Raw genomic sequence first — 19,402 nt, forward strand, 5'->3', positions numbered from 1 at the left:
CAGTGAAACGATGCATCGCCGATGGTAGTGTGGGGTTTCCCCATGTGAGAGTAGGTCATCGTCAAGATTAAATTCCGAAACCCCTATCTGCGTATGCAGGTAGGGGTTTTGTTTTGTCCGCAGGAAAATCTGACCTCCAGGGTTTCTATGCAACGCCTCGGGGCATGGCTATTATGCGGGCCTCATTGTGAGGCGAGACTTGCATGCTGACGTTGTTAAAGCTTCTTAAAGATGGCCGATTCCATTCGGGTCAAGCCTTGGGCGTTGCCTTGGGTGTCAGTCGCAGTGCCGTATGGAAGCAGCTTCAGCATTTGGAGGCTGAGCTGGGCTTGTCCATTCATAAAGTGCGGGGTCGCGGCTATCAGTTGGCTGCGCCGTTAACACTGCTTGATCCTGTCGAGATAGTAGCGCGGGCGCCTTCTTGTGATTGGCCTGTCCTGGTTTTCGATTCCATAGACTCCACTAATGCTGAGGCACTGCGTGCCATAGAGCGGGGTCAAGCCGCGCCCTTTCTGGTGCTCGCTGAACGGCAGACTGCTGGCCGCGGCCGGCGTGGGCGCAAATGGGTTAGTCCGTTTGCGGAAAACATCTATTACAGCTTGGTGCTGCGCATTGAAGGTGGGATGCGCCAACTGGAAGGCTTGAGTCTTGTTGTTGGACTCGCCGTCATGCAGGCATTGCGAGAGTTCGGTGTTTCGGGTGCGGGGTTAAAGTGGCCCAATGATGTGCTGGTTGGTCAGAAGAAGATCGCCGGAATATTGCTTGAGTTGGTGGGAGATCCTGGCGATGTGTGTCACGTGGTGCTGGGTGTTGGAATTAATGTGAACATGCAGATGACCGATGAGGTTGATCAGCAGTGGACGTCTATGCGACTCGAGTCGGGCAAGGTGTTTGATCGCAATCACTTGGTCGCGGAGTTGGGTGTGATGCTCCAGGGGTATTTGAGCCGTCATCAAGTCGGTGGATTTTCCGCTATCCAGGCAGAGTGGGAGCAAAATCATCTATGGCAGGGGCGGGCTGTGTCGTTGATTGCCGGTGTTAACCAGATAGATGGCGAAGTGCTTGGTATCGATAGTCAGGGTGCTCTGCGCTTGAAGGTGGGTGGTGTGGAAAAAGTCTTTAGTGGTGGTGAGCTTAGTCTGAGGCTGCGTGATGATTCTTGAGCTCGACTGCGGAAACAGTTTTATCAAGTGGCGCGTGCTCGGCGCGGACGCTAGGCGGGTGGTTGGCGAGGGTGTCGTTGATTCGGATCTTGCGCTGCTGGAAAGCTTGAACATACTCGAGGGGCTGGCTCTCAAGTTTTGTCGTTTGGTCAGTGTCAGGACTACCGAAGAAACCGCGGCATTGATTGCTCTGCTTAAAGACGCTTTCGGTGTGTCGGTGGTGTGTGCGGCTCCAGCTCGCGAAATGTCCGGGGTTCGTAATGGCTACGAGGAGTTCGAGCGGCTAGGGCTTGATCGTTGGCTGGCGATGCTCGGAGGTTTTCATCTTGCAGCGGGCGCGTGTCTTGTACTCGATTTTGGTACTGCCGTTACTGCTGACTTCATCTCCATGGATGGAGGGCATCTCGGAGGGTTCATATGCCCGGGAATGCCTTTGATGCGAAACCAGTTGCGAACCCATACCCGCAAAATTCGTTATGGAGATCTGGCGGCGGAGCGCGCGCTGGAAAGTCTCGTCCCGGGTCGTACGACCGTCGAGGCGGTCGAACGGGGGTGCTTGCTGATGCTGAGAGGCTTTGTTCTGACTCAGCTAGAGTTGGCGCGCAGTTACTGGGGGGAAGATTTTGATGTGTTTCTCACTGGAGGGGATGCGGACCTGGTCTCCGAAATCGTGCCGGAGGCTCGTGTGGTCCCGGATCTGGTGTTTGTAGGCTTGGCTATGGCATGTCCCTTGTCTTGAGGTTTTTATGCGTTGGTTGTTCCTGCTGTTGCTCGTTCTCAATGTGTTCTATTACATCTGGCACCAACAAGAGGCTCCTCTTCGTGCGAAAGACGTAACGCCTTTGAGTTTATATCGGGGGTCGCAGCAGGATATCCGCTTGCTGAGCGAGACGGCTGACGCTAATCGCGATAAAGGAAAGTCTGTCCAGACGGACACCGGTTGCCTCTATTTAGGCGGTTTTGCTCGTCAGGAAGCTGCTCAGGCGGTGGAGCGGCGTTTGAGTGGCATGGAAATCAAGTTCCAATCCTTGCCGAAGGATCCCGCTGAGTCTGCTGGTTATTGGGTGCGTGTGGCACTAGAAAGCCGGCGCTGGCTGGATGACTCGCAGCTGAAAAACCTTTCTAGAGAATTCAATGAGTTAAAACATAAAATAATGCCGTGCGAGGGGGTTGCACCCGCCGAATAGTTTGCATAGAATGGCGCCCGCTTCGCAGTGAACACCTTTAACGGTCAACGCTTCGAAGCGAGGTCAACGCAGCTAACCTCAGGTTTTTAATGAGAAAATGCTTGACAGAAGGCTGGCATAATATAGAATGCCGGCTCGCTTAGGAGGGGTTCCCGAGCGGCCAAAGGGATCAGACTGTAAATCTGACGTCTACGACTTCGAAGGTTCGAATCCTTCCCCCTCCACCATTTTTAGCGAGAGCTGCAAGCGCTCGCGGGTATAGTTTAGTGGTAGAACCTCAGCCTTCCAAGCTGATGATGCGGGTTCGATTCCCGCTACCCGCTCCAAGTTTGCAGGTTTTGCACAGTGTTACGCTCTTGTAGCTCAGTTGGTAGAGCACACCCTTGGTAAGGGTGAGGTCAGCGGTTCAAATCCGCTCAAGAGCTCCATATAACAAGGCAGATATGAAAATATCTGCCTTTGTTTTAATGGCTTGTTTGACCTGCTCAATTCTTCTCCTAGGGGTGATTTTGATGGCTAAGGAAAAGTTCGAACGTAATAAGCCGCACGTCAATGTGGGTACCATTGGTCACGTCGACCACGGTAAAACTACTCTGACTGCTGCTTTGACCCGCGTCTGCTCCGAGGTTTTCGGCTCGGCAAAGGTTGACTTCGACAAGATCGATAGCGCCCCTGAAGAAAAAGCTCGTGGTATTACCATCAACACCGCTCACGTTGAGTACGATTCGGCCGTGCGTCACTACGCACACGTTGACTGCCCTGGTCACGCCGACTACGTAAAAAACATGATTACCGGTGCTGCCCAGATGGATGGTGCGATTCTGGTTTGTTCGGCCGCTGATGGTCCGATGCCGCAAACCCGTGAGCACATCCTTTTGTCCCGCCAGGTTGGCGTTCCGTACATTGTTGTCTTCCTGAACAAGGCTGACATGGTTGATGATGCGGAGCTGCTGGAGCTGGTTGAGATGGAAGTGCGCGACCTGCTGAGCACTTACGATTTCCCGGGTGATGACACTCCGATCATCATTGGTTCGGCGCTGATGGCGCTGAATGGTCAAGACGACAACGAGATGGGTACTACTGCCGTCAAGAAGTTGGTCGAGACTCTGGATAGCTACATTCCGCAGCCTGAGCGTGCTATTGATAAGCCGTTCCTGATGCCGATCGAGGATGTTTTCTCGATCTCCGGTCGCGGTACTGTTGTGACTGGTCGTGTTGAGCGTGGCATTGTCCGTATTCAGGAAGAAGTTGAGATTGTTGGTCTTCGTGACACTGTCAAAACTACTTGCACTGGTGTTGAGATGTTCCGCAAGTTGCTCGACGAAGGTCGAGCTGGCGAGAACTGCGGCGTTTTGCTGCGCGGTACCAAGCGTGATGATGTTGAGCGTGGCCAGGTTCTGGTCAAGCCGGGCACCGTCAAGCCGCATACCAAGTTCACTGCTGAGGTTTATGTTCTGAGCAAGGAAGAAGGTGGTCGTCATACGCCGTTCTTCAAAGGCTACCGTCCACAGTTCTACTTCCGTACAACTGATGTGACTGGTAACTGTGAGTTGCCAGAAGGTGTTGAGATGGTGATGCCAGGTGACAACGTCCAAATGACAGTCACCCTGATCAAAACCATCGCAATGGAAGATGGTCTGCGTTTCGCTATCCGTGAGGGCGGTCGTACCGTCGGTGCTGGTGTCGTAGCAAAGGTTATCGAGTAAATTGTTGTAATGTCTTTTTCGGGCCGGCATAATGGTCGGCCTGATTTTGTTTTAGGTCAGTAGCTCAATTGGCAGAGCGACGGTCTCCAAAACCGTAGGTTGGGGGTTCGATTCCCTCCTGACCTGCCAGATTCACTTGGTGTGTCTGGCTTTCTTTTCACAGGATCTTCATAGATGACTCCTAAAGCTGAAGCTCAAGGCTCTCGCTTCGATCTGCTCAAGTGGCTAGTAGTAGTCGCTTTGGTGGTTGTTGGCGTTGTTGGCAATCAGTATTACTCTGCTTCGCCGATCCTGTACCGCGTACTTGCTTTGCTTGCCATTGCTGCTGTAGCTGCCTTTGTAGGCCTGCAGACGGTCAAGGGCAAGTCTTTCTTTGTACTGGTTAAGGAAGCTCGCACCGAGATTCGTAAAGTCGTGTGGCCAACTCGCCAAGAAACCACGCAGACCACTCTGATTGTAGTGGCTGTTGTTCTGGTTATGGCGTTGCTGTTGTGGGGGCTTGATTCCCTGCTCGGTTGGCTTGTTTCCTTGATTGTCGGCTAAGGGTGTCCCGTGGCTAAGCGTTGGTACGTTGTGCATGCTTACTCCGGTTACGAGAAGCATGTCATGCGCTCGTTGGTAGAGCGCGTAAAGCTGGCTGGCATGGAAGATGGCTTTGGCGAAATTCTGGTTCCCACTGAAGAAGTGGTTGAAATGCGTAATGGCCAGAAGCGCAAAAGTGAACGCAAGTTCTTCCCAGGTTACGTGCTGGTACAGATGGACATGAATGAGGGTACTTGGCACTTGGTCAAGGATACTCCTCGGGTGATGGGTTTCATCGGCGGTACTGCTGATAAGCCGGCACCAATCACAGATAAAGAGGCAGAAGCGATTCTGCGTCGTGTTGCTGATGGTAGTGACAAGCCGAAGCCGAAGACGTTGTTCGAGCCGGGCGAGTCGGTGCGTGTCAACGACGGTCCGTTTGCCGACTTTACCGGCACGGTCGAAGAAGTTAACTACGAAAAGAGCCGGATCCAAGTGGCAGTGCTCATTTTCGGTCGCTCTACTCCGGTAGAGCTAGAGTTCAGCCAGGTCGAAAAGGTCTAGCTGAACAAGCATCCCAACCCCGCAGCCCTAGGCTGTGGGGTTTTGTCGTCACTGGGATAAACGCGCAAGTAACCGGGGAGCCTTTCGAGGCGTTCGAACCCGTAATTGGAGTGCCTCATGGCCAAGAAGATTACCGCTTACATCAAGCTGCAAGTGAAGGCCGCTCAGGCTAACCCAAGCCCACCTGTTGGTCCTGCTTTGGGTCAGCACGGCGTGAACATCATGGAATTCTGCAAGGCTTTCAACGCCCGTACTCAGGGTATTGAGCCAGGTCTGCCGACTCCAGTGATCATCACTGTCTACAGCGACCGTAGCTTCACTTTCGAAACTAAATCCACGCCTGCTTCGGTTCTGCTGAAGAAGGCTGCTGGTCTGACTAGCGGTTCTGCTCGTCCGAACACCGTTAAGGTTGGCACCGTGACCCGTGCTCAGCTGGAAGAAATCGCGAAAACCAAAAACGCGGATCTGACTGCAGCTGATATGGATGCAGCCGTGCGTACTATCGCCGGTTCTGCTCGTAGCATGGGCCTTAACGTGGAGGGTGTGTAATGGCTAAGTTGACCAAGCGTCAAAAGGCTATCGCCGGCAAAATCGAAGCAGGCAAGGCCTACAACTTTGTAGACGCTGCTGCTCTGCTGGCTGAGCTGTCGACTGTCAAGTTCAGCGAGTCCTTCGACGTTGCTGTAAACCTGGGTGTTGATCCGCGTAAATCCGACCAGGTCGTTCGTAGCGCTACTGTGCTGCCACACGGCACTGGCAAGACCGTTCGCGTTGCTGTGTTCACCCAGGGTCCAGCTGCTGAGGCCGCTCTGGCTGCCGGCGCTGACCGTGTAGGTATGGACGATCTGGCTGCCGAAATGAAAGGCGGCGACCTGAACTACGACGTAGTTATCGCATCCCCGGATGCCATGCGCGTTGTTGGTCAGTTGGGTCAGATCCTCGGCCCACGTGGCCTGATGCCTAACCCTAAAGTCGGCACCGTAACCCCAGACGTAGCTACCGCGGTTAAGAACGCCAAGGCTGGTCAGGTTCGTTATCGCACCGACAAAAACGGCATCATCCACACCTCCGTTGGCAAAGTCGGTTTCGACGCCGTCAAGCTGAAGGAAAACGTTGAAGCCCTGATCGCTGATCTGAAGCGTATCAAGCCAGCTTCCTCGAAAGGTATTTACGTCAAGCGCGTTACCCTGAGCACCACCATGGGTCCAGGTCTGGTCATCGACCAAGGCTCGCTCGACGCGTAAGACACAGGTTGGCGCAAGTGATTGCGCCAATTGAAAGATTGGGGTCCCTGCCTGGCGGGGGCTATCCAAGACCGTAGGCGACGCAAGTCTTAAACCTCAAGCCTACGCAGATGGTGCTCCCGGTTCCTTACCGAATCAGACACCAAAACGACATCCAGCTCCGGTTGGATGAAACGGTAACAAGCAGGAGTTAAACCCGTGGCAATTAAACTCGAAGACAAGAAGGCCATCGTCGCTGAAGTCAACGAGGCTGCCAATGTTGCCCTGTCTGCTGTTGTGGCTGATGCCCGCGGCGTGACAGTAAGCGCTATGACCGGACTCCGTAAAGAGGCTCGTGAAGCTGGCGTTTACGTACGTGTTGTACGTAACACCCTGCTCAAGCGCGCCGTTGCTGGCACTCAATATGACGTGCTCAACGACGTGTTCACCGGCCCGACCTTGATTGCATTCTCCAAAGAACATCCGGGCGCTGCTGCTCGTATCTTCAAAGAGTTCGCAAAAGGTCAGGATAAGTTCGAGATCAAGGCAGCTGCGTTCGAGGGCAAGTTCCTCGCAGCTAATCAGATCGACGTACTGGCAAGTCTGCCGACCCGTGACGAAGCAATTTCTCAGCTGATGAGCGTGATTCAAGGCGCAACCAGCAAATTGGCTCGTACTCTGGCGGCCCTTCGCGACCAGAAAGAAGCTGCCGCAGCCTAAGGCTGAGCGACTCCTTTCAGCGTTTATTGTTTATTTCGATGGCCGCGTAGGCTGTCACCCCAATACAGGAATTTATAGTCATGTCTCTGACTAACGACCAAATCATCGAAGCAATCGGCGAAAAATCCGTTCTGGAAATCGTTGAGCTGATCAAGGCCATGGAAGAGAAGTTCGGCGTTTCCGCTGCCGCTGCTTCCGCTGGTCCAGCTGCTGTCGCTGCTGTTGTTGAAGAACAAACTGAATTCAACGTCATGCTGCTGGAAGCTGGCGAGAAGAAAGTTAACGTGATCAAGGCAGTACGTGAACTGACCGGTCTGGGCTTGAAAGAAGCCAAGGCTGTAGTTGACGGCGCTCCTGGCATGGTTCTGGAAGCTGTTTCGAAAGACGCAGCTGACAAAGCCAAAGCCACTCTGGAAGAAGCAGGCGCTAAAGTCGAGCTGAAGTAAGCATCGACTTTGCACCTCCAGCCCGAGCGTTAAGCGAAAGGCTGATGGCTGGTGGCTCTTGCCACCGGCCTTTTTCCGTTATTGGCAGCCGACTGGGTCGGTGCTGATAACGAGCTGTAACCACCCGATGCGGTGGCGCAAACCATGGGGTTTGCACGATTTTCTGGCTGCTCCCGTCGGGAGGGGCCAAACAAGCAGGTGACCAAGCTGGGGAACGCTGATGGCTTACTCATATACTGAGAAAAAACGTATCCGCAAGGACTTTAGCAAGTTGCCGGACGTCATGGATGTGCCTTACCTCCTGGCCATCCAGCTGGATTCGTATCGTGAATTCTTGCAAGCGGGAGCGACTAAAGATCAGTTCCGCGACGTGGGCCTGCATGCGGCCTTCAAATCCGTTTTCCCGATCATCAGCTACTCCGGCAATGCTGCGCTGGAGTACGTCGGTTATCGCCTGGGCGAACCGGCATTTGATGTCAAAGAATGCGTATTGCGCGGTGTAACTTACGCCGTACCTTTGCGGGTAAAAGTGCGCCTGATCATTTTCGACAAAGAATCGTCGAACAAAGCGATCAAGGACATTAAAGAGCAAGAAGTCTACATGGGTGAAATCCCCCTGATGACTGAGAACGGTACCTTCGTAATCAACGGTACCGAGCGTGTAATCGTTTCCCAGCTGCACCGTTCCCCGGGCGTGTTCTTCGACCACGACCGTGGCAAGACGCACAGCTCCGGTAAACTGCTTTACTCCGCGCGCATCATTCCTTACCGCGGTTCGTGGCTGGACTTCGAGTTCGACCCGAAAGACTGCGTGTTCGTGCGTATTGACCGTCGTCGCAAGCTGCCTGCATCGGTACTGCTGCGCGCGCTCGGCTATACCACTGAAGAAGTGCTCGACGCGTTCTACACCACCAACGTTTTCCACCTGAGCGGCGAAACCCTCAGTCTGGAACTGATTGCTTCGCGTCTGCGTGGTGAAATCGCTGTTCTTGATATTCAGGACGAGAAGGGCAAGGTCATCGTTGAGGCTGGTCGCCGTATTACCGCGCGCCACATCAACCAGATCGAAAAAGCCGGTCTCAAGACCCTGGAAGTGCCTCTGGACTACGTCCTGGGTCGCACTACCGCCAAGGTTATCGTGCATCCGGCAACCGGCGAAATCCTGGCAGAGTGCAACACCGAGCTGAACACTGAGATTCTGGCGAAAATCGCCAAGTCCCAGGTTGTTCGCATCGAAACTCTGTACACCAACGATATCGACTGCGGTCCGTTCGTCTCCGACACTCTGAAGATCGATTCCACCAGCAACCAATTGGAAGCGCTGGTCGAGATCTATCGCATGATGCGTCCAGGCGAGCCGCCAACCAAAGACGCTGCCGAAACGCTGTTCAACAACCTGTTCTTCAGCCCTGAGCGCTATGACCTGTCTGCGGTCGGCCGGATGAAGTTCAACCGTCGTATCGGTCGTACCGAGATCGAAGGTTCGGGCGTGTTGTGCAAAGAGGACATCGTCGCGGTTCTGAAGACTCTGGTCGACATCCGTAACGGTAAAGGCATCGTCGATGACATCGACCACCTGGGTAACCGTCGTGTTCGCTGCGTAGGCGAAATGGCCGAGAACCAGTTCCGCGTTGGCCTGGTACGTGTCGAGCGTGCGGTCAAAGAGCGTCTGTCGATGGCTGAAAGCGAAGGCCTGATGCCGCAAGACCTGATCAACGCCAAGCCAGTGGCTGCGGCGGTGAAAGAGTTCTTCGGTTCCAGCCAGCTTTCCCAGTTCATGGACCAGAACAACCCGCTGTCCGAGATCACCCACAAGCGTCGTGTGTCTGCACTCGGCCCTGGCGGTTTGACTCGTGAGCGTGCTGGCTTTGAAGTTCGTGACGTACACCCGACTCACTACGGTCGTGTATGCCCGATTGAAACGCCGGAAGGTCCGAACATCGGTCTGATCAACTCCCTGGCCGCTTATGCGCGCACCAACCAGTACGGCTTCCTCGAAAGCCCGTACCGTGTGGTGAAAGACGCTCTGGTCACCGACGAGATCGTGTTCCTGTCCGCCATCGAAGAAGCTGATCACGTGATCGCTCAGGCTTCGGCCACGATGAACGACAAGAAAATGCTGATCGACGAGCTGGTAGCTGTTCGTCACTTGAACGAGTTCACCGTCAAGGCGCCGGAAGACGTCACCTTGATGGACGTATCGCCGAAGCAGGTTGTTTCGGTTGCTGCGTCGCTGATCCCGTTCCTTGAGCACGATGACGCCAACCGCGCGTTGATGGGTTCGAACATGCAGCGTCAAGCTGTACCAACCCTGCGCGCTGACAAGCCGCTGGTCGGTACTGGCATGGAGCGTAACGTAGCCCGTGACTCCGGCGTTTGCGTCGTGGCTCGTCGTGGTGGCGTTATCGATTCCGTCGACGCCAGCCGTATCGTGGTTCGTGTTGCTGATGATGAAGTTGAAACCGGTGAAGCTGGTGTCGACATCTACAACCTGACCAAATACACCCGCTCCAACCAGAACACCTGCATCAACCAGCGTCCGCTGGTGCGTAAAGGTGATCGGGTTCAGCGCAGCGACATCATGGCTGACGGCCCGTCCACCGACATGGGTGAACTGGCGCTGGGTCAGAACATGCGCATCGCGTTCATGGCCTGGAACGGTTACAACTTCGAAGACTCCATCTGCTTGTCGGAACGAGTTGTTCAAGAAGATCGCTTCACCACGATCCACATTCAGGAACTGACCTGTGTGGCGCGTGACACCAAGCTTGGGCCAGAGGAAATCACTGCAGACATCCCGAACGTGGGTGAAGCTGCACTGAACAAGCTGGACGAAGCCGGTATCGTTTACGTAGGTGCTGAAGTAGGCGCAGGCGACATCCTGGTGGGTAAGGTCACTCCGAAAGGCGAGACCCAACTGACTCCGGAAGAAAAACTGCTGCGTGCCATCTTCGGTGAAAAAGCCAGCGACGTTAAAGACACCTCCCTGCGCGTGCCTACCGGCACCAAGGGTACCGTCATCGACGTACAGGTCTTCACCCGCGACGGCGTTGAGCGTGATGCTCGTGCACTGTCGATCGAGAAGACTCAGCTCGACGAGATTCGCAAAGATCTGAACGAAGAGTTCCGTATCGTTGAAGGCGCGACTTTCGAACGTCTGCGCTCCGCTTTGGTCGGCCACAAAGCCGAAGGCGGCGCCGGTCTGAAGAAAGGTCAGGAAATCACCGACGAAGTTCTCGACGGTCTTGAGCATGGTCAGTGGTTCAAACTGCGCATGGCTGAAGATGCTCTGAACGAGCAGCTCGAGAAGGCTCAGGCCTACATCGTTGATCGCCGCCGTCTGCTGGACGACAAGTTCGAAGACAAGAAGCGCAAACTGCAGCAGGGCGATGACCTGGCTCCAGGCGTGTTGAAAATCGTCAAGGTTTACCTGGCAATCCGTCGCCGCATCCAGCCGGGCGACAAGATGGCCGGTCGTCACGGTAACAAAGGTGTGGTCTCCGTGATCATGCCGGTTGAAGACATGCCGCACGATGCCAATGGCACCCCGGTCGACGTCGTTCTCAACCCGTTGGGCGTACCTTCACGTATGAACGTTGGTCAGATCCTTGAAACCCACCTCGGCCTTGCGGCTAAAGGCTTGGGCGAGAAGATCAACCGGATGATCGAAGAGCAGCGCAAAGTCGCTGAGCTTCGTAAATTCCTCGACGAGATCTACAACCAGATCGGCGGTCGTAACGAAGATCTGGATAGCTTCTCCGACCAGGAAATCCTGGATCTGGCGAAGAACCTGCGTGGCGGCGTTCCAATGGCCACTCCAGTGTTCGACGGCGCCAAGGAAAGCGAAATCAAGGCCATGCTGAAACTGGCAGACCTGCCAGAAAGCGGCCAGATGCAGCTGACCGACGGCCGTACCGGCAACAAGTTCGAGCGCCCGGTTACTGTTGGCTACATGTACATGCTGAAGCTGAACCACTTGGTAGACGACAAGATGCACGCTCGTTCTACCGGTTCGTACAGCCTGGTTACTCAGCAGCCGCTGGGTGGTAAGGCGCAGTTCGGTGGTCAGCGTTTCGGAGAGATGGAGGTCTGGGCACTGGAAGCATACGGTGCTGCTTACACTCTGCAAGAAATGCTCACAGTGAAGTCGGACGATGTGAACGGCCGTACCAAGATGTACAAAAACATCGTGGATGGCGATCACCGTATGGAGCCGGGCATGCCCGAGTCTTTCAACGTGTTGATCAAGGAAATTCGTTCCCTCGGCATCGATATCGATCTGGAAACCGAATAACACGTGACGCGAATCGAGAGCGGGGCAGGATTGCCCGCTCTCTGCTCCGCCAGGAGGAAAGGCCTTGAAAGACCTACTGAATTTGCTGAAAAACCAGGGTCAAGTCGAAGAGTTCGACGCCATCCGTATTGGATTGGCATCGCCTGAGATGATCCGTTCGTGGTCGTTCGGTGAAGTTAAAAAGCCGGAAACCATCAACTACCGTACGTTCAAACCTGAGCGTGACGGCCTGTTCTGCGCCAAGATCTTTGGCCCGGTAAAGGATTACGAGTGCCTGTGCGGTAAGTACAAGCGCTTGAAGCACCGTGGTGTGATCTGCGAGAAGTGCGGCGTTGAAGTCGCGCTGGCTAAAGTTCGTCGTGAGCGCATGGCGCACATCGAACTGGCCTCGCCGGTTGCCCACATCTGGTTCCTGAAATCACTGCCGTCGCGTATCGGCTTGCTGATGGACATGACCCTGCGTGATATCGAGCGCGTTCTCTACTTCGAGAGCTACGTCGTTATCGATCCAGGCATGACCACCCTTGAAAAAGGTCAGTTGCTCAACGACGAGCAGTACTTCGAAGCGCTGGAAGAGTTCGGCGACGATTTCGATGCCCGCATGGGTGCCGAAGCTGTCCGTGAACTGCTGCACGCGATCGACCTGGAACACGAGATTGGCCGTCTGCGCGAAGAAATTCCGCAAACCAACTCTGAAACCAAAATCAAGAAGCTGTCCAAGCGTCTGAAGTTGATGGAAGCCTTCCAGGGTTCCGGCAACCTTCCAGAATGGATGGTGCTGACCGTTCTGCCGGTTCTGCCGCCAGATCTGCGTCCACTGGTCCCGCTGGATGGCGGTCGTTTCGCGACTTCCGACCTCAACGATCTGTATCGTCGAGTGATCAACCGTAACAACCGCTTGAAGCGTCTGCTCGATCTGTCCGCTCCGGACATCATCGTGCGCAACGAAAAGCGTATGTTGCAGGAAGCTGTCGACGCACTGCTCGACAACGGTCGTCGTGGCCGCGCTATCACCGGTTCCAACAAGCGTCCTCTGAAATCCCTGGCTGACATGATCAAGGGTAAGCAAGGTCGTTTCCGTCAGAACTTGCTCGGTAAGCGTGTTGACTACTCCGGTCGTTCGGTAATTACCGTAGGCCCGACACTGCGTCTGCACCAGTGCGGTCTGCCGAAGAAAATGGCTCTCGAGCTGTTCAAGCCGTTCATCTTCGGCAAGCTGGAAATGCGTGGTCTCGCGACCACCATTAAAGCTGCCAAGAAAATGGTTGAGCGCGAGCTGCCAGAGGTTTGGGACGTTCTCGCTGAAGTGATTCGCGAACACCCGGTTCTCCTCAACCGTGCACCGACCCTTCACCGTCTGGGTATCCAGGCGTTTGAACCGGTACTGATCGAAGGTAAGGCTATCCAGCTGCACCCTCTGGTCTGTGCTGCGTACAACGCCGACTTCGACGGCGACCAAATGGCCGTGCACGTACCGCTGACACTGGAAGCCCAGTTGGAAGCGCGTGCGTTGATGATGTCGACCAACAACATTCTGTCGCCAGCCAACGGTGAGCCAATCATCGTTCCGTCGCAGGACGTTGTATTGGGTCTGTACTACATGACTCGTGAAGCGATCAACGCCAAGGGCGAAGGTCGTGTGTTCGCGGATCTGCAAGAAGTTGACCGTGTGTTCCGTGCCGGCGAAGCCGCACTGCACGCTAAAGTCAAAGTGCGGATCCACGAAACCGTCAACGATCGTGATGGTGGCAGCGTCAAGAACACCCGTATCGTCGACACCACTGTCGGCCGTGCGCTGTTGTTCCAGGTTGTTCCACCTGGCCTGTCGTACGACGTCGTCAACCAGCCAATGAAGAAAAAAGCGATCTCCAAGCTGATCAACCAGTGCTACCGCGTGGTTGGTTTGAAAGAGACCGTGATCTTCGCTGACCAGTTGATGTACACCGGTTTTGCCTATTCGACCATTTCCGGCGTTTCCATCGGTGTTAACGACTTCGTTATCCCGGATGAAAAAGCCCGCATCATCAATGCTGCTACTGATGAAGTGAAAGAGATCGAAAGTCAGTACGCCTCCGGCCTGGTAACCCAGGGCGAGAAGTACAACAAAGTGATCGACCTTTGGTCCAAGGCGAACGACGAAGTTTCCAAGGCGATGATGGCCAACCTCTCGAAAGAGAAAGTCATCGACCGTCATGGCGTCGAAGTCGACCAGGAGTCCTTCAACTCGATGTACATGATGGCCGACTCGGGCGCACGGGGTTCTGCTGCGCAGATCCGTCAGCTCGCCGGTATGCGTGGCCTGATGGCCAAGCCGGACGGTTCCATCATCGAAACGCCGATTACTGCGAACTTCCGTGAAGGTTTGAGCGTACTTCAGTACTTCATCTCCACTCACGGTGCTCGTAAAGGTTTGGCGGATACCGCGTTGAAAACTGCGAACTCCGGTTACCTGACCCGTCGTCTGGTAGACGTGGCGCAGGATCTGGTTGTGACCGAGATCGATTGCGGCACCGAGCATGGCCTGGTAATGACTCCGCACATTGAAGGCGGTGACGTTGTTGAGCCATTGGGCGAGCGCGTATTGGGTCGAGTTATCGCCCGTGACGTGTTCAAGCCAGGTACCGAAGAAATCATCGTTCCTGCCGGTACGCTGGTAGACGAGAAGTGGGTCGAGTTCATCGAGCTGAACAGCATCGACGAAGTGATCGTGCGTTCGCCGATCAGCTGCGAAACCCGCTATGGCATTTGCGCCAAGTGCTACGGCCGTGACTTGGCTCGTGGTCACCAGGTGAACATCGGTGAAGCGGTCGGCGTTATCGCTGCCCAGTCCATCGGTGAGCCGGGTACCCAACTGACCATGCGTACGTTCCACATCGGTGGTGCGGCAAGCCGGACCTCCGCAGCCGACAGCGTTCAGGTGAAGAATGGCGGTACCGTCCGTCTGCACAACCTGAAGCACGTTGAGCGAGTGGATGGTTGCCTGGTTGCTGTGTCCCGTTCCGGTGAGCTGGCGATCGCTGATGACTTCGGTCGTGAGCGCGAGCGTTACAAGCTGCCGTACGGTGCTGTGATTTCGGTTAAAGAAGGTGACAAGGTCGACGCTGGCGCAATCGTGGCCAAGTGGGATCCGCACACTCACCCAATCGTTACCGAAATGAAAGGTACCGTGACCTACGTGGGCATGGAAGAAGGCATCACGATCAAGCGTCAGACTGACGAATTGACCGGTATGACCAACATTGAAGTACTCGACGCCAAAGACCGTCCAGCTGCCGGTAAAGATATCCGTCCTGCTGTGAAGATGGTTGATGACAATGGCAAAGATCTCTTGCTGCCGGGTACCGACGTAATTGCTCAGTACTTCCTGCCTGCCAACGCCCTGGTCGGTGTAGCGGATGGTGCGAAAATCGCGATCGGTGATGTTATCGCTCGTATTCCGCAAGAGACTTCGAAGACCCGTGACATCACCGGTGGTCTGCCGCGTGTTGCCGACTTGTTCGAAGCCCGTCGTCCGAAAGAAGCGTCGATTCTGGCGGAAGTCAGCGGCACCATCGCGTTCGGTAAAGAGACCAAAGGCAAGCGCCGTCTGGTCATTACCCCGAATGACGGTAGCGATCCGTACGAAGAGCTGATTCCGAAGTGGCGTCACCTGAACGTCTTCGAAGGCGAACAGGTAAACCGCGGCGAAGTTATCTCCGACGGCCCGAGCGATCCACACGACATCCTGCGTCTGCTGGGTGTGAGTGCGCTGGCCAAGTACATCGTGAACGAGATCCAGGACGTTTATCGTCTGCAAGGCGTGAAGATCAACGACAAGCACATCGAGACCATCCTGCGTCAGATGTTGCGTAAGGTTGAAATCGCTGAATCCGGCGACTCGACTTTCATCAAGGGCGACCAGATGGAGTTGACTCACGTTCTGGTAGAAAACGAGCGTCTGGCTGGCGACGAGAAATTCGTTTCCAAGTTCACTCGCGTGCTGCTGGGTATCACCAAGGCGTCGTTGTCCACCGAATCGTTCATCTCGGCGGCTTCCTTCCAGGAAACCACTCGCGTACTGACCGAAGCGGCGGTAACCGGCAAGCGCGATTACCTGCGCGGCCTGAAAGAAAACGTGGTCGTGGGTCGTCTGATCCCGGCCGGTACCGGTCTGGCTTATCACAGCGAGCGCAAGCGCCGTCGTGATGCTGACAAACCGTTGCGCGTAAGCGCCAGTGAAGTGGAAGCTGCACTGACTGAAGCACTGAACTCGAGCGGTAACTGAGTTCTGCAGTAAATAAGCGTGGGGCCCCGGTCGCTCCGTTTATCGAATCGAGACAATTTGTCGAGGTTGGGTGAGCGGGGAGATCGGGGCCTTGCCTTGACTGGGGGCAAGATCCTCTTTAGACTCTTGTACCCCTAAATTTGGCGGGAATTCGTTCCTGCCATTTTGCTTTTCTTGCAAGACAATAGCGTCGCAAGACAACAGTGGAGCTAGTAGATGGCAACTATCAACCAGCTGGTACGTCAGCCGCGTAAGCGTATCGTCGAGAAATCCGACGTGCCTGCGCTGCAGAACTGCCCGCAACGTCGTGGCGTATGCACCCGTGTGTATACCACCACGCCGAAAAAACCTAACTCGGCACTGCGTAAAGTATGCCGTGTGCGTCTGACCAACGGTTTCGAGGTTTCCTCGTACATCGGCGGTGAAGGCCACAACCTGCAAGAGCACAGCGTCGTACTGATCCGCGGCGGCCGTGTAAAAGACTTGCCAGGTGTTCGTTACCACACCGTTCGCGGTTCTTTGGATACTTCCGGCGTTAAAGGTCGTAACCAGGGTCGTTCGAAGTACGGTACCAAGAAGCCTAAGTAGTAGTGGCTTTTTGTAAGAACTGATTTTCTATTTTTCTGAGTCGATAAGAGTAAGGTCGGAGGCGTCCCGAAAGGGCACCGATTCCGAGCGAACCTGAAGACCGTTTGAGGGCTTATCCATGCCAAGAAGACGCGTAGCAGCCAAGCGCGAAGTGCTTGACGATCCAAAATACGGCAGCCAGATCCTGGCCAAGTTCATGAACCACGTGATGGAAAGCGGCAAGAAAGCCGTTGCCGAGCGTATCGTTTATGGCGCGCTGGAAAAGGTTAAAGAACGCAAGAACAGCGACCCCCTGGAAATCTTCGAGAAAGCTCTCGACGCCATCGCTCCGCTGGTCGAAGTGAAGTCGCGCCGTGTAGGCGGTGCTACTTACCAGGTTCCGGTTGAAGTTCGTCCGTCCCGTCGTAACGCCTTGGCAATGCGCTGGTTGGTAGACTTCGCCCGTAAGCGCGGCGAGAAGTCTATGGCTCTGCGTTTGGCTGGCGAACTGTTGGACGCCGCTGAAGGTAAAGGTGCTGCAGTTAAGAAGCGTGAAGACGTGCACCGTATGGCTGAAGCCAACAAGGCTTTCTCGCACTACCGCTTCTAATTTTAGCGTCACTAATTTTGCGAGGGCTTTATGGCTCGTACTACACCGATTAACCGCTACCGTAACATTGGTATCGTTGCTCACGTGGATGCTGGTAAAACCACCACCACCGAGCGCGTCCTTTTTTACACTGGCAAAAGTCACAAAATGGGCGAGGTGCATGACGGCGCCGCGACCACAGACTGGATGGTGCAGGAGCAGGAGCGTGGTATTACCATTACTTCTGCTGCCATTACCGCCTTCTGGCAGGGTTCCGAGAAGCAGCACAAAGACCAATACCGCTTCAACGTCATCGACACCCCGGGCCACGTTGACTTCACTATTGAAGTTGAGCGTTCCCTGCGTGTACTCGACGGCGCGGTCGTTGTGTTCTGTGGTACTTCGGGCGTTGAGCCTCAGTCGGAAACCGTATGGCGTCAAGCCAACAAATACGGCGTTCCACGTCTTGTTTACGTAAACAAGATGGACCGTGCTGGTGCGAACTTCCTGCGCGTGATCGGTCAGATCAAGCAGCGTCTGGGTCACACCCCGGTGCCTATCCAGTTGGCTATCGGTTCCGAAGACAACTTCCAGGGTCAGATCGATCTGATGGCCATGGAAGCTGTTTACTGGAATGATTCTGACAAAGGCATGGTTCCAGTTCGCAAGCCTATCCCTGCTGAATTGCAGGAACTGGCTGACGAGTGGCGCGGTAACATGGTTGAGGCTGCGGCCGAAGCCAGCGAAGAGTTGATGAACAAGTACCTCGAAGGTGAAGAACTCACCAACGCGGAAATCAAGGCCGCTCTGCGTCAGCGTACTATCGCTGGTGAGATCGTTCTGGCTGTTTGCGGTTCTTCCTTCAAGAACAAGGGTGTTCCCCTGGTTCTCGACGCCGTTATCGACTACCTGCCTGCTCCTTCCGACATTCCTGCCATCAAGGGTACTGACCCGGATGACGAGACCAAGGAAATGGAGCGTCACGCAGACGACAGCGAGCCGTTCTCGGCTCTGGCGTTCAAGATCGCTACCGACCCATTCGTGGGTACCTTGACCTTCGTTCGAGTTTACTCGGGCGTGTTGGCCTCCGGCGACGGCGTGATCAACTCGGTTAAAGGCAAGAAAGAGCGCGTGGGTCGTATGGTGCAAATGCACGCAAACGCCCGTGAAGAAATCAAGGAAGTACGCGCTGGTGACATCGCGGCCTTGATCGGCATGAAGGACGTCACCACTGGTGAAACTTTGTGCAACGCTGACAAGCCAATTATCCTGGTTCGCATGGACTTCCCGGAGCCGGTTATTTCGGTTGCCGTAGAGCCTAAGACCAAGGACGACCAGGAAAAAATGGGTATCGCTCTGGGCAAGCTTGCTCAGGAAGACCCATCTTTCCGCGTCAAGACTGATGAAGAGACTGGTCAAACGATCATCTCTGGCATGGGCGAGTTGCACCTGGACATCCTGGTTGACCGGATGCGCCGTGAGTTCAACGTCGAAGCCAACATCGGTAAGCCTCAAGTTTCGTACCGTGAGCGCATCACGAAGAGCTGCGAAATTGAAGGCAAGTTCGTTCGTCAGTCCGGCGGTCGTGGCCAGTTCGGCCATTGCTGGATTCGTTTTGCTCCTGCTGATGAAGGTCAGGAAGGTCTGCAATTCCTGAACGAAGTAGTGGGTGGTGTGGTTCCTAAGGAATACATCCCGGCTATCCAGAAGGGTATCGAAGAGCAGATGAAGAACGGCGTTGTGGCCGGCTATCCGCTGATCGGCCTGAAGGCTACCGTGTTTGATGGTTCCTACCACGACGTCGACTCCAACGAGATGGCGTTTAAGGTGGCTGCTTCCATGGCGACCAAGCAACTGGCCCAGAAGGGCGGTGGTGAGTTGCTTGAGCCGATCATGGCGGTAGAGGTTGTTACGCCTGAAGACTATATGGGTGACGTGATGGGCGACCTTAACCGTCGTCGCGGCATGATCCTGGGTATGGAAGACACGGTTTCCGGCAAAGTGATTCGCGCCGAGGTTCCGCTGGGTGAGATGTTCGGTTACGCAACCGACGTACGCTCCATGTCCCAAGGTCGCGCAAGCTACTCTATGGAATTCAAAAAATACAATACGGCTCCGTCGCACATCGTCGAAACCGTTACCAAAAAACAAGGCTGA

Annotated in this window: 15 protein-coding genes and 4 tRNA genes; all 19 read left to right on the top strand. The window is 54.9% G+C overall.

What is annotated here, in order from left to right:
- Positions 1-203: 203 nt before the first annotated feature.
- Positions 204-1,163: a bifunctional biotin--[acetyl-CoA-carboxylase] ligase/biotin operon repressor BirA gene (birA, locus tag FQ185_RS27140; RefSeq protein WP_149420148.1), complete on the top strand. Its 960-nt coding sequence runs from the start codon at positions 204-206 to the stop codon at positions 1,161-1,163.
- Positions 1,153-1,902 (top strand): pantothenate kinase, encoded by a 750-nt coding sequence (locus FQ185_RS27145; RefSeq protein ID WP_149420149.1) that lies wholly within the window; start codon positions 1,153-1,155, stop codon positions 1,900-1,902. Before birA ends, FQ185_RS27145 begins: the two co-directional genes overlap by 11 nt.
- A gap of 7 nt (positions 1,903-1,909) precedes the next feature.
- Positions 1,910-2,350 (top strand): hypothetical protein, encoded by a 441-nt coding sequence (locus FQ185_RS27150; RefSeq protein WP_149420150.1) that lies wholly within the window; start codon positions 1,910-1,912, stop codon positions 2,348-2,350.
- 142 nt (positions 2,351-2,492) lie between these two features.
- Positions 2,493-2,577: transfer RNA gene (locus FQ185_RS27155), tRNA-Tyr, on the top strand.
- Between the two features lie 25 nt (positions 2,578-2,602).
- Positions 2,603-2,676: transfer RNA gene (locus FQ185_RS27160), tRNA-Gly, on the top strand.
- Between the two features lie 26 nt (positions 2,677-2,702).
- A tRNA-Thr gene (locus tag FQ185_RS27165) sits at positions 2,703-2,778 on the top strand.
- An 84-nt stretch (positions 2,779-2,862) separates the two neighbouring features.
- A complete protein-coding gene (gene tuf, locus FQ185_RS27170; RefSeq protein ID WP_007896619.1) occupies positions 2,863-4,056 on the top strand; it encodes an elongation factor Tu in 1,194 nt (397 codons plus the stop codon).
- Between the two features lie 53 nt (positions 4,057-4,109).
- Positions 4,110-4,185, top strand: a tRNA-Trp gene (locus FQ185_RS27175).
- Positions 4,186-4,230: 45 nt separating this feature from the next.
- The gene (gene secE, locus FQ185_RS27180; RefSeq protein WP_008145488.1) at positions 4,231-4,599 is read left to right on the top strand and encodes a preprotein translocase subunit SecE; all 369 of its coding nucleotides are present in this window, start codon (positions 4,231-4,233) and stop codon (positions 4,597-4,599) included.
- 9 nt (positions 4,600-4,608) lie between these two features.
- Positions 4,609-5,142: a transcription termination/antitermination protein NusG gene (gene nusG / locus FQ185_RS27185; protein WP_007896622.1), complete on the top strand. Its 534-nt coding sequence runs from the start codon at positions 4,609-4,611 to the stop codon at positions 5,140-5,142.
- A 117-nt stretch (positions 5,143-5,259) separates the two neighbouring features.
- Entirely contained in the window at positions 5,260-5,691 is a 432-nt protein-coding gene (rplK, locus tag FQ185_RS27190; protein ID WP_003210097.1) for a 50S ribosomal protein L11, read from the top strand.
- Complete coding sequence (gene rplA, locus FQ185_RS27195) at positions 5,691-6,386, top strand: 50S ribosomal protein L1 (protein ID WP_019693883.1); 696 nt, start codon at positions 5,691-5,693, stop codon at positions 6,384-6,386. Before rplK ends, rplA begins: the two co-directional genes overlap by 1 nt.
- A gap of 198 nt (positions 6,387-6,584) precedes the next feature.
- Positions 6,585-7,085, top strand: a complete 501-nt coding sequence (rplJ, locus tag FQ185_RS27200; RefSeq protein WP_028621539.1) for a 50S ribosomal protein L10 — start codon at positions 6,585-6,587, stop codon at positions 7,083-7,085.
- 80 nt (positions 7,086-7,165) lie between these two features.
- Positions 7,166-7,531 carry a 50S ribosomal protein L7/L12 gene (gene rplL / locus FQ185_RS27205; protein ID WP_010467258.1) on the top strand — a complete coding sequence of 122 codons (366 nt, stop codon included), beginning with the start codon at positions 7,166-7,168 and terminating at the stop codon, positions 7,529-7,531.
- A gap of 220 nt (positions 7,532-7,751) precedes the next feature.
- On the top strand, positions 7,752-11,825 hold the full coding sequence (gene rpoB / locus FQ185_RS27210; RefSeq protein ID WP_149420151.1) for a DNA-directed RNA polymerase subunit beta: 4,074 nt from the start codon (positions 7,752-7,754) through the stop codon (positions 11,823-11,825).
- A gap of 64 nt (positions 11,826-11,889) precedes the next feature.
- Positions 11,890-16,089, top strand: a complete 4,200-nt coding sequence (gene rpoC / locus FQ185_RS27215; protein ID WP_123365583.1) for a DNA-directed RNA polymerase subunit beta' — start codon at positions 11,890-11,892, stop codon at positions 16,087-16,089.
- Positions 16,090-16,305: 216 nt separating this feature from the next.
- On the top strand, positions 16,306-16,677 hold the full coding sequence (rpsL, locus tag FQ185_RS27220) for a 30S ribosomal protein S12 (protein WP_002555494.1): 372 nt from the start codon (positions 16,306-16,308) through the stop codon (positions 16,675-16,677).
- Between the two features lie 118 nt (positions 16,678-16,795).
- Positions 16,796-17,266, top strand: coding sequence for a 30S ribosomal protein S7 (gene rpsG / locus FQ185_RS27225; protein WP_002555493.1), 471 nt, complete (start codon positions 16,796-16,798; stop codon positions 17,264-17,266).
- 30 nt (positions 17,267-17,296) lie between these two features.
- A complete protein-coding gene (gene fusA / locus FQ185_RS27230; protein ID WP_010467261.1) occupies positions 17,297-19,402 on the top strand; it encodes an elongation factor G in 2,106 nt (701 codons plus the stop codon).

This window comes from Pseudomonas sp. ANT_H12B (assembly GCF_008369325.1).
Taxonomy (GTDB): Bacteria; Pseudomonadota; Gammaproteobacteria; order Pseudomonadales; family Pseudomonadaceae; genus Aquipseudomonas.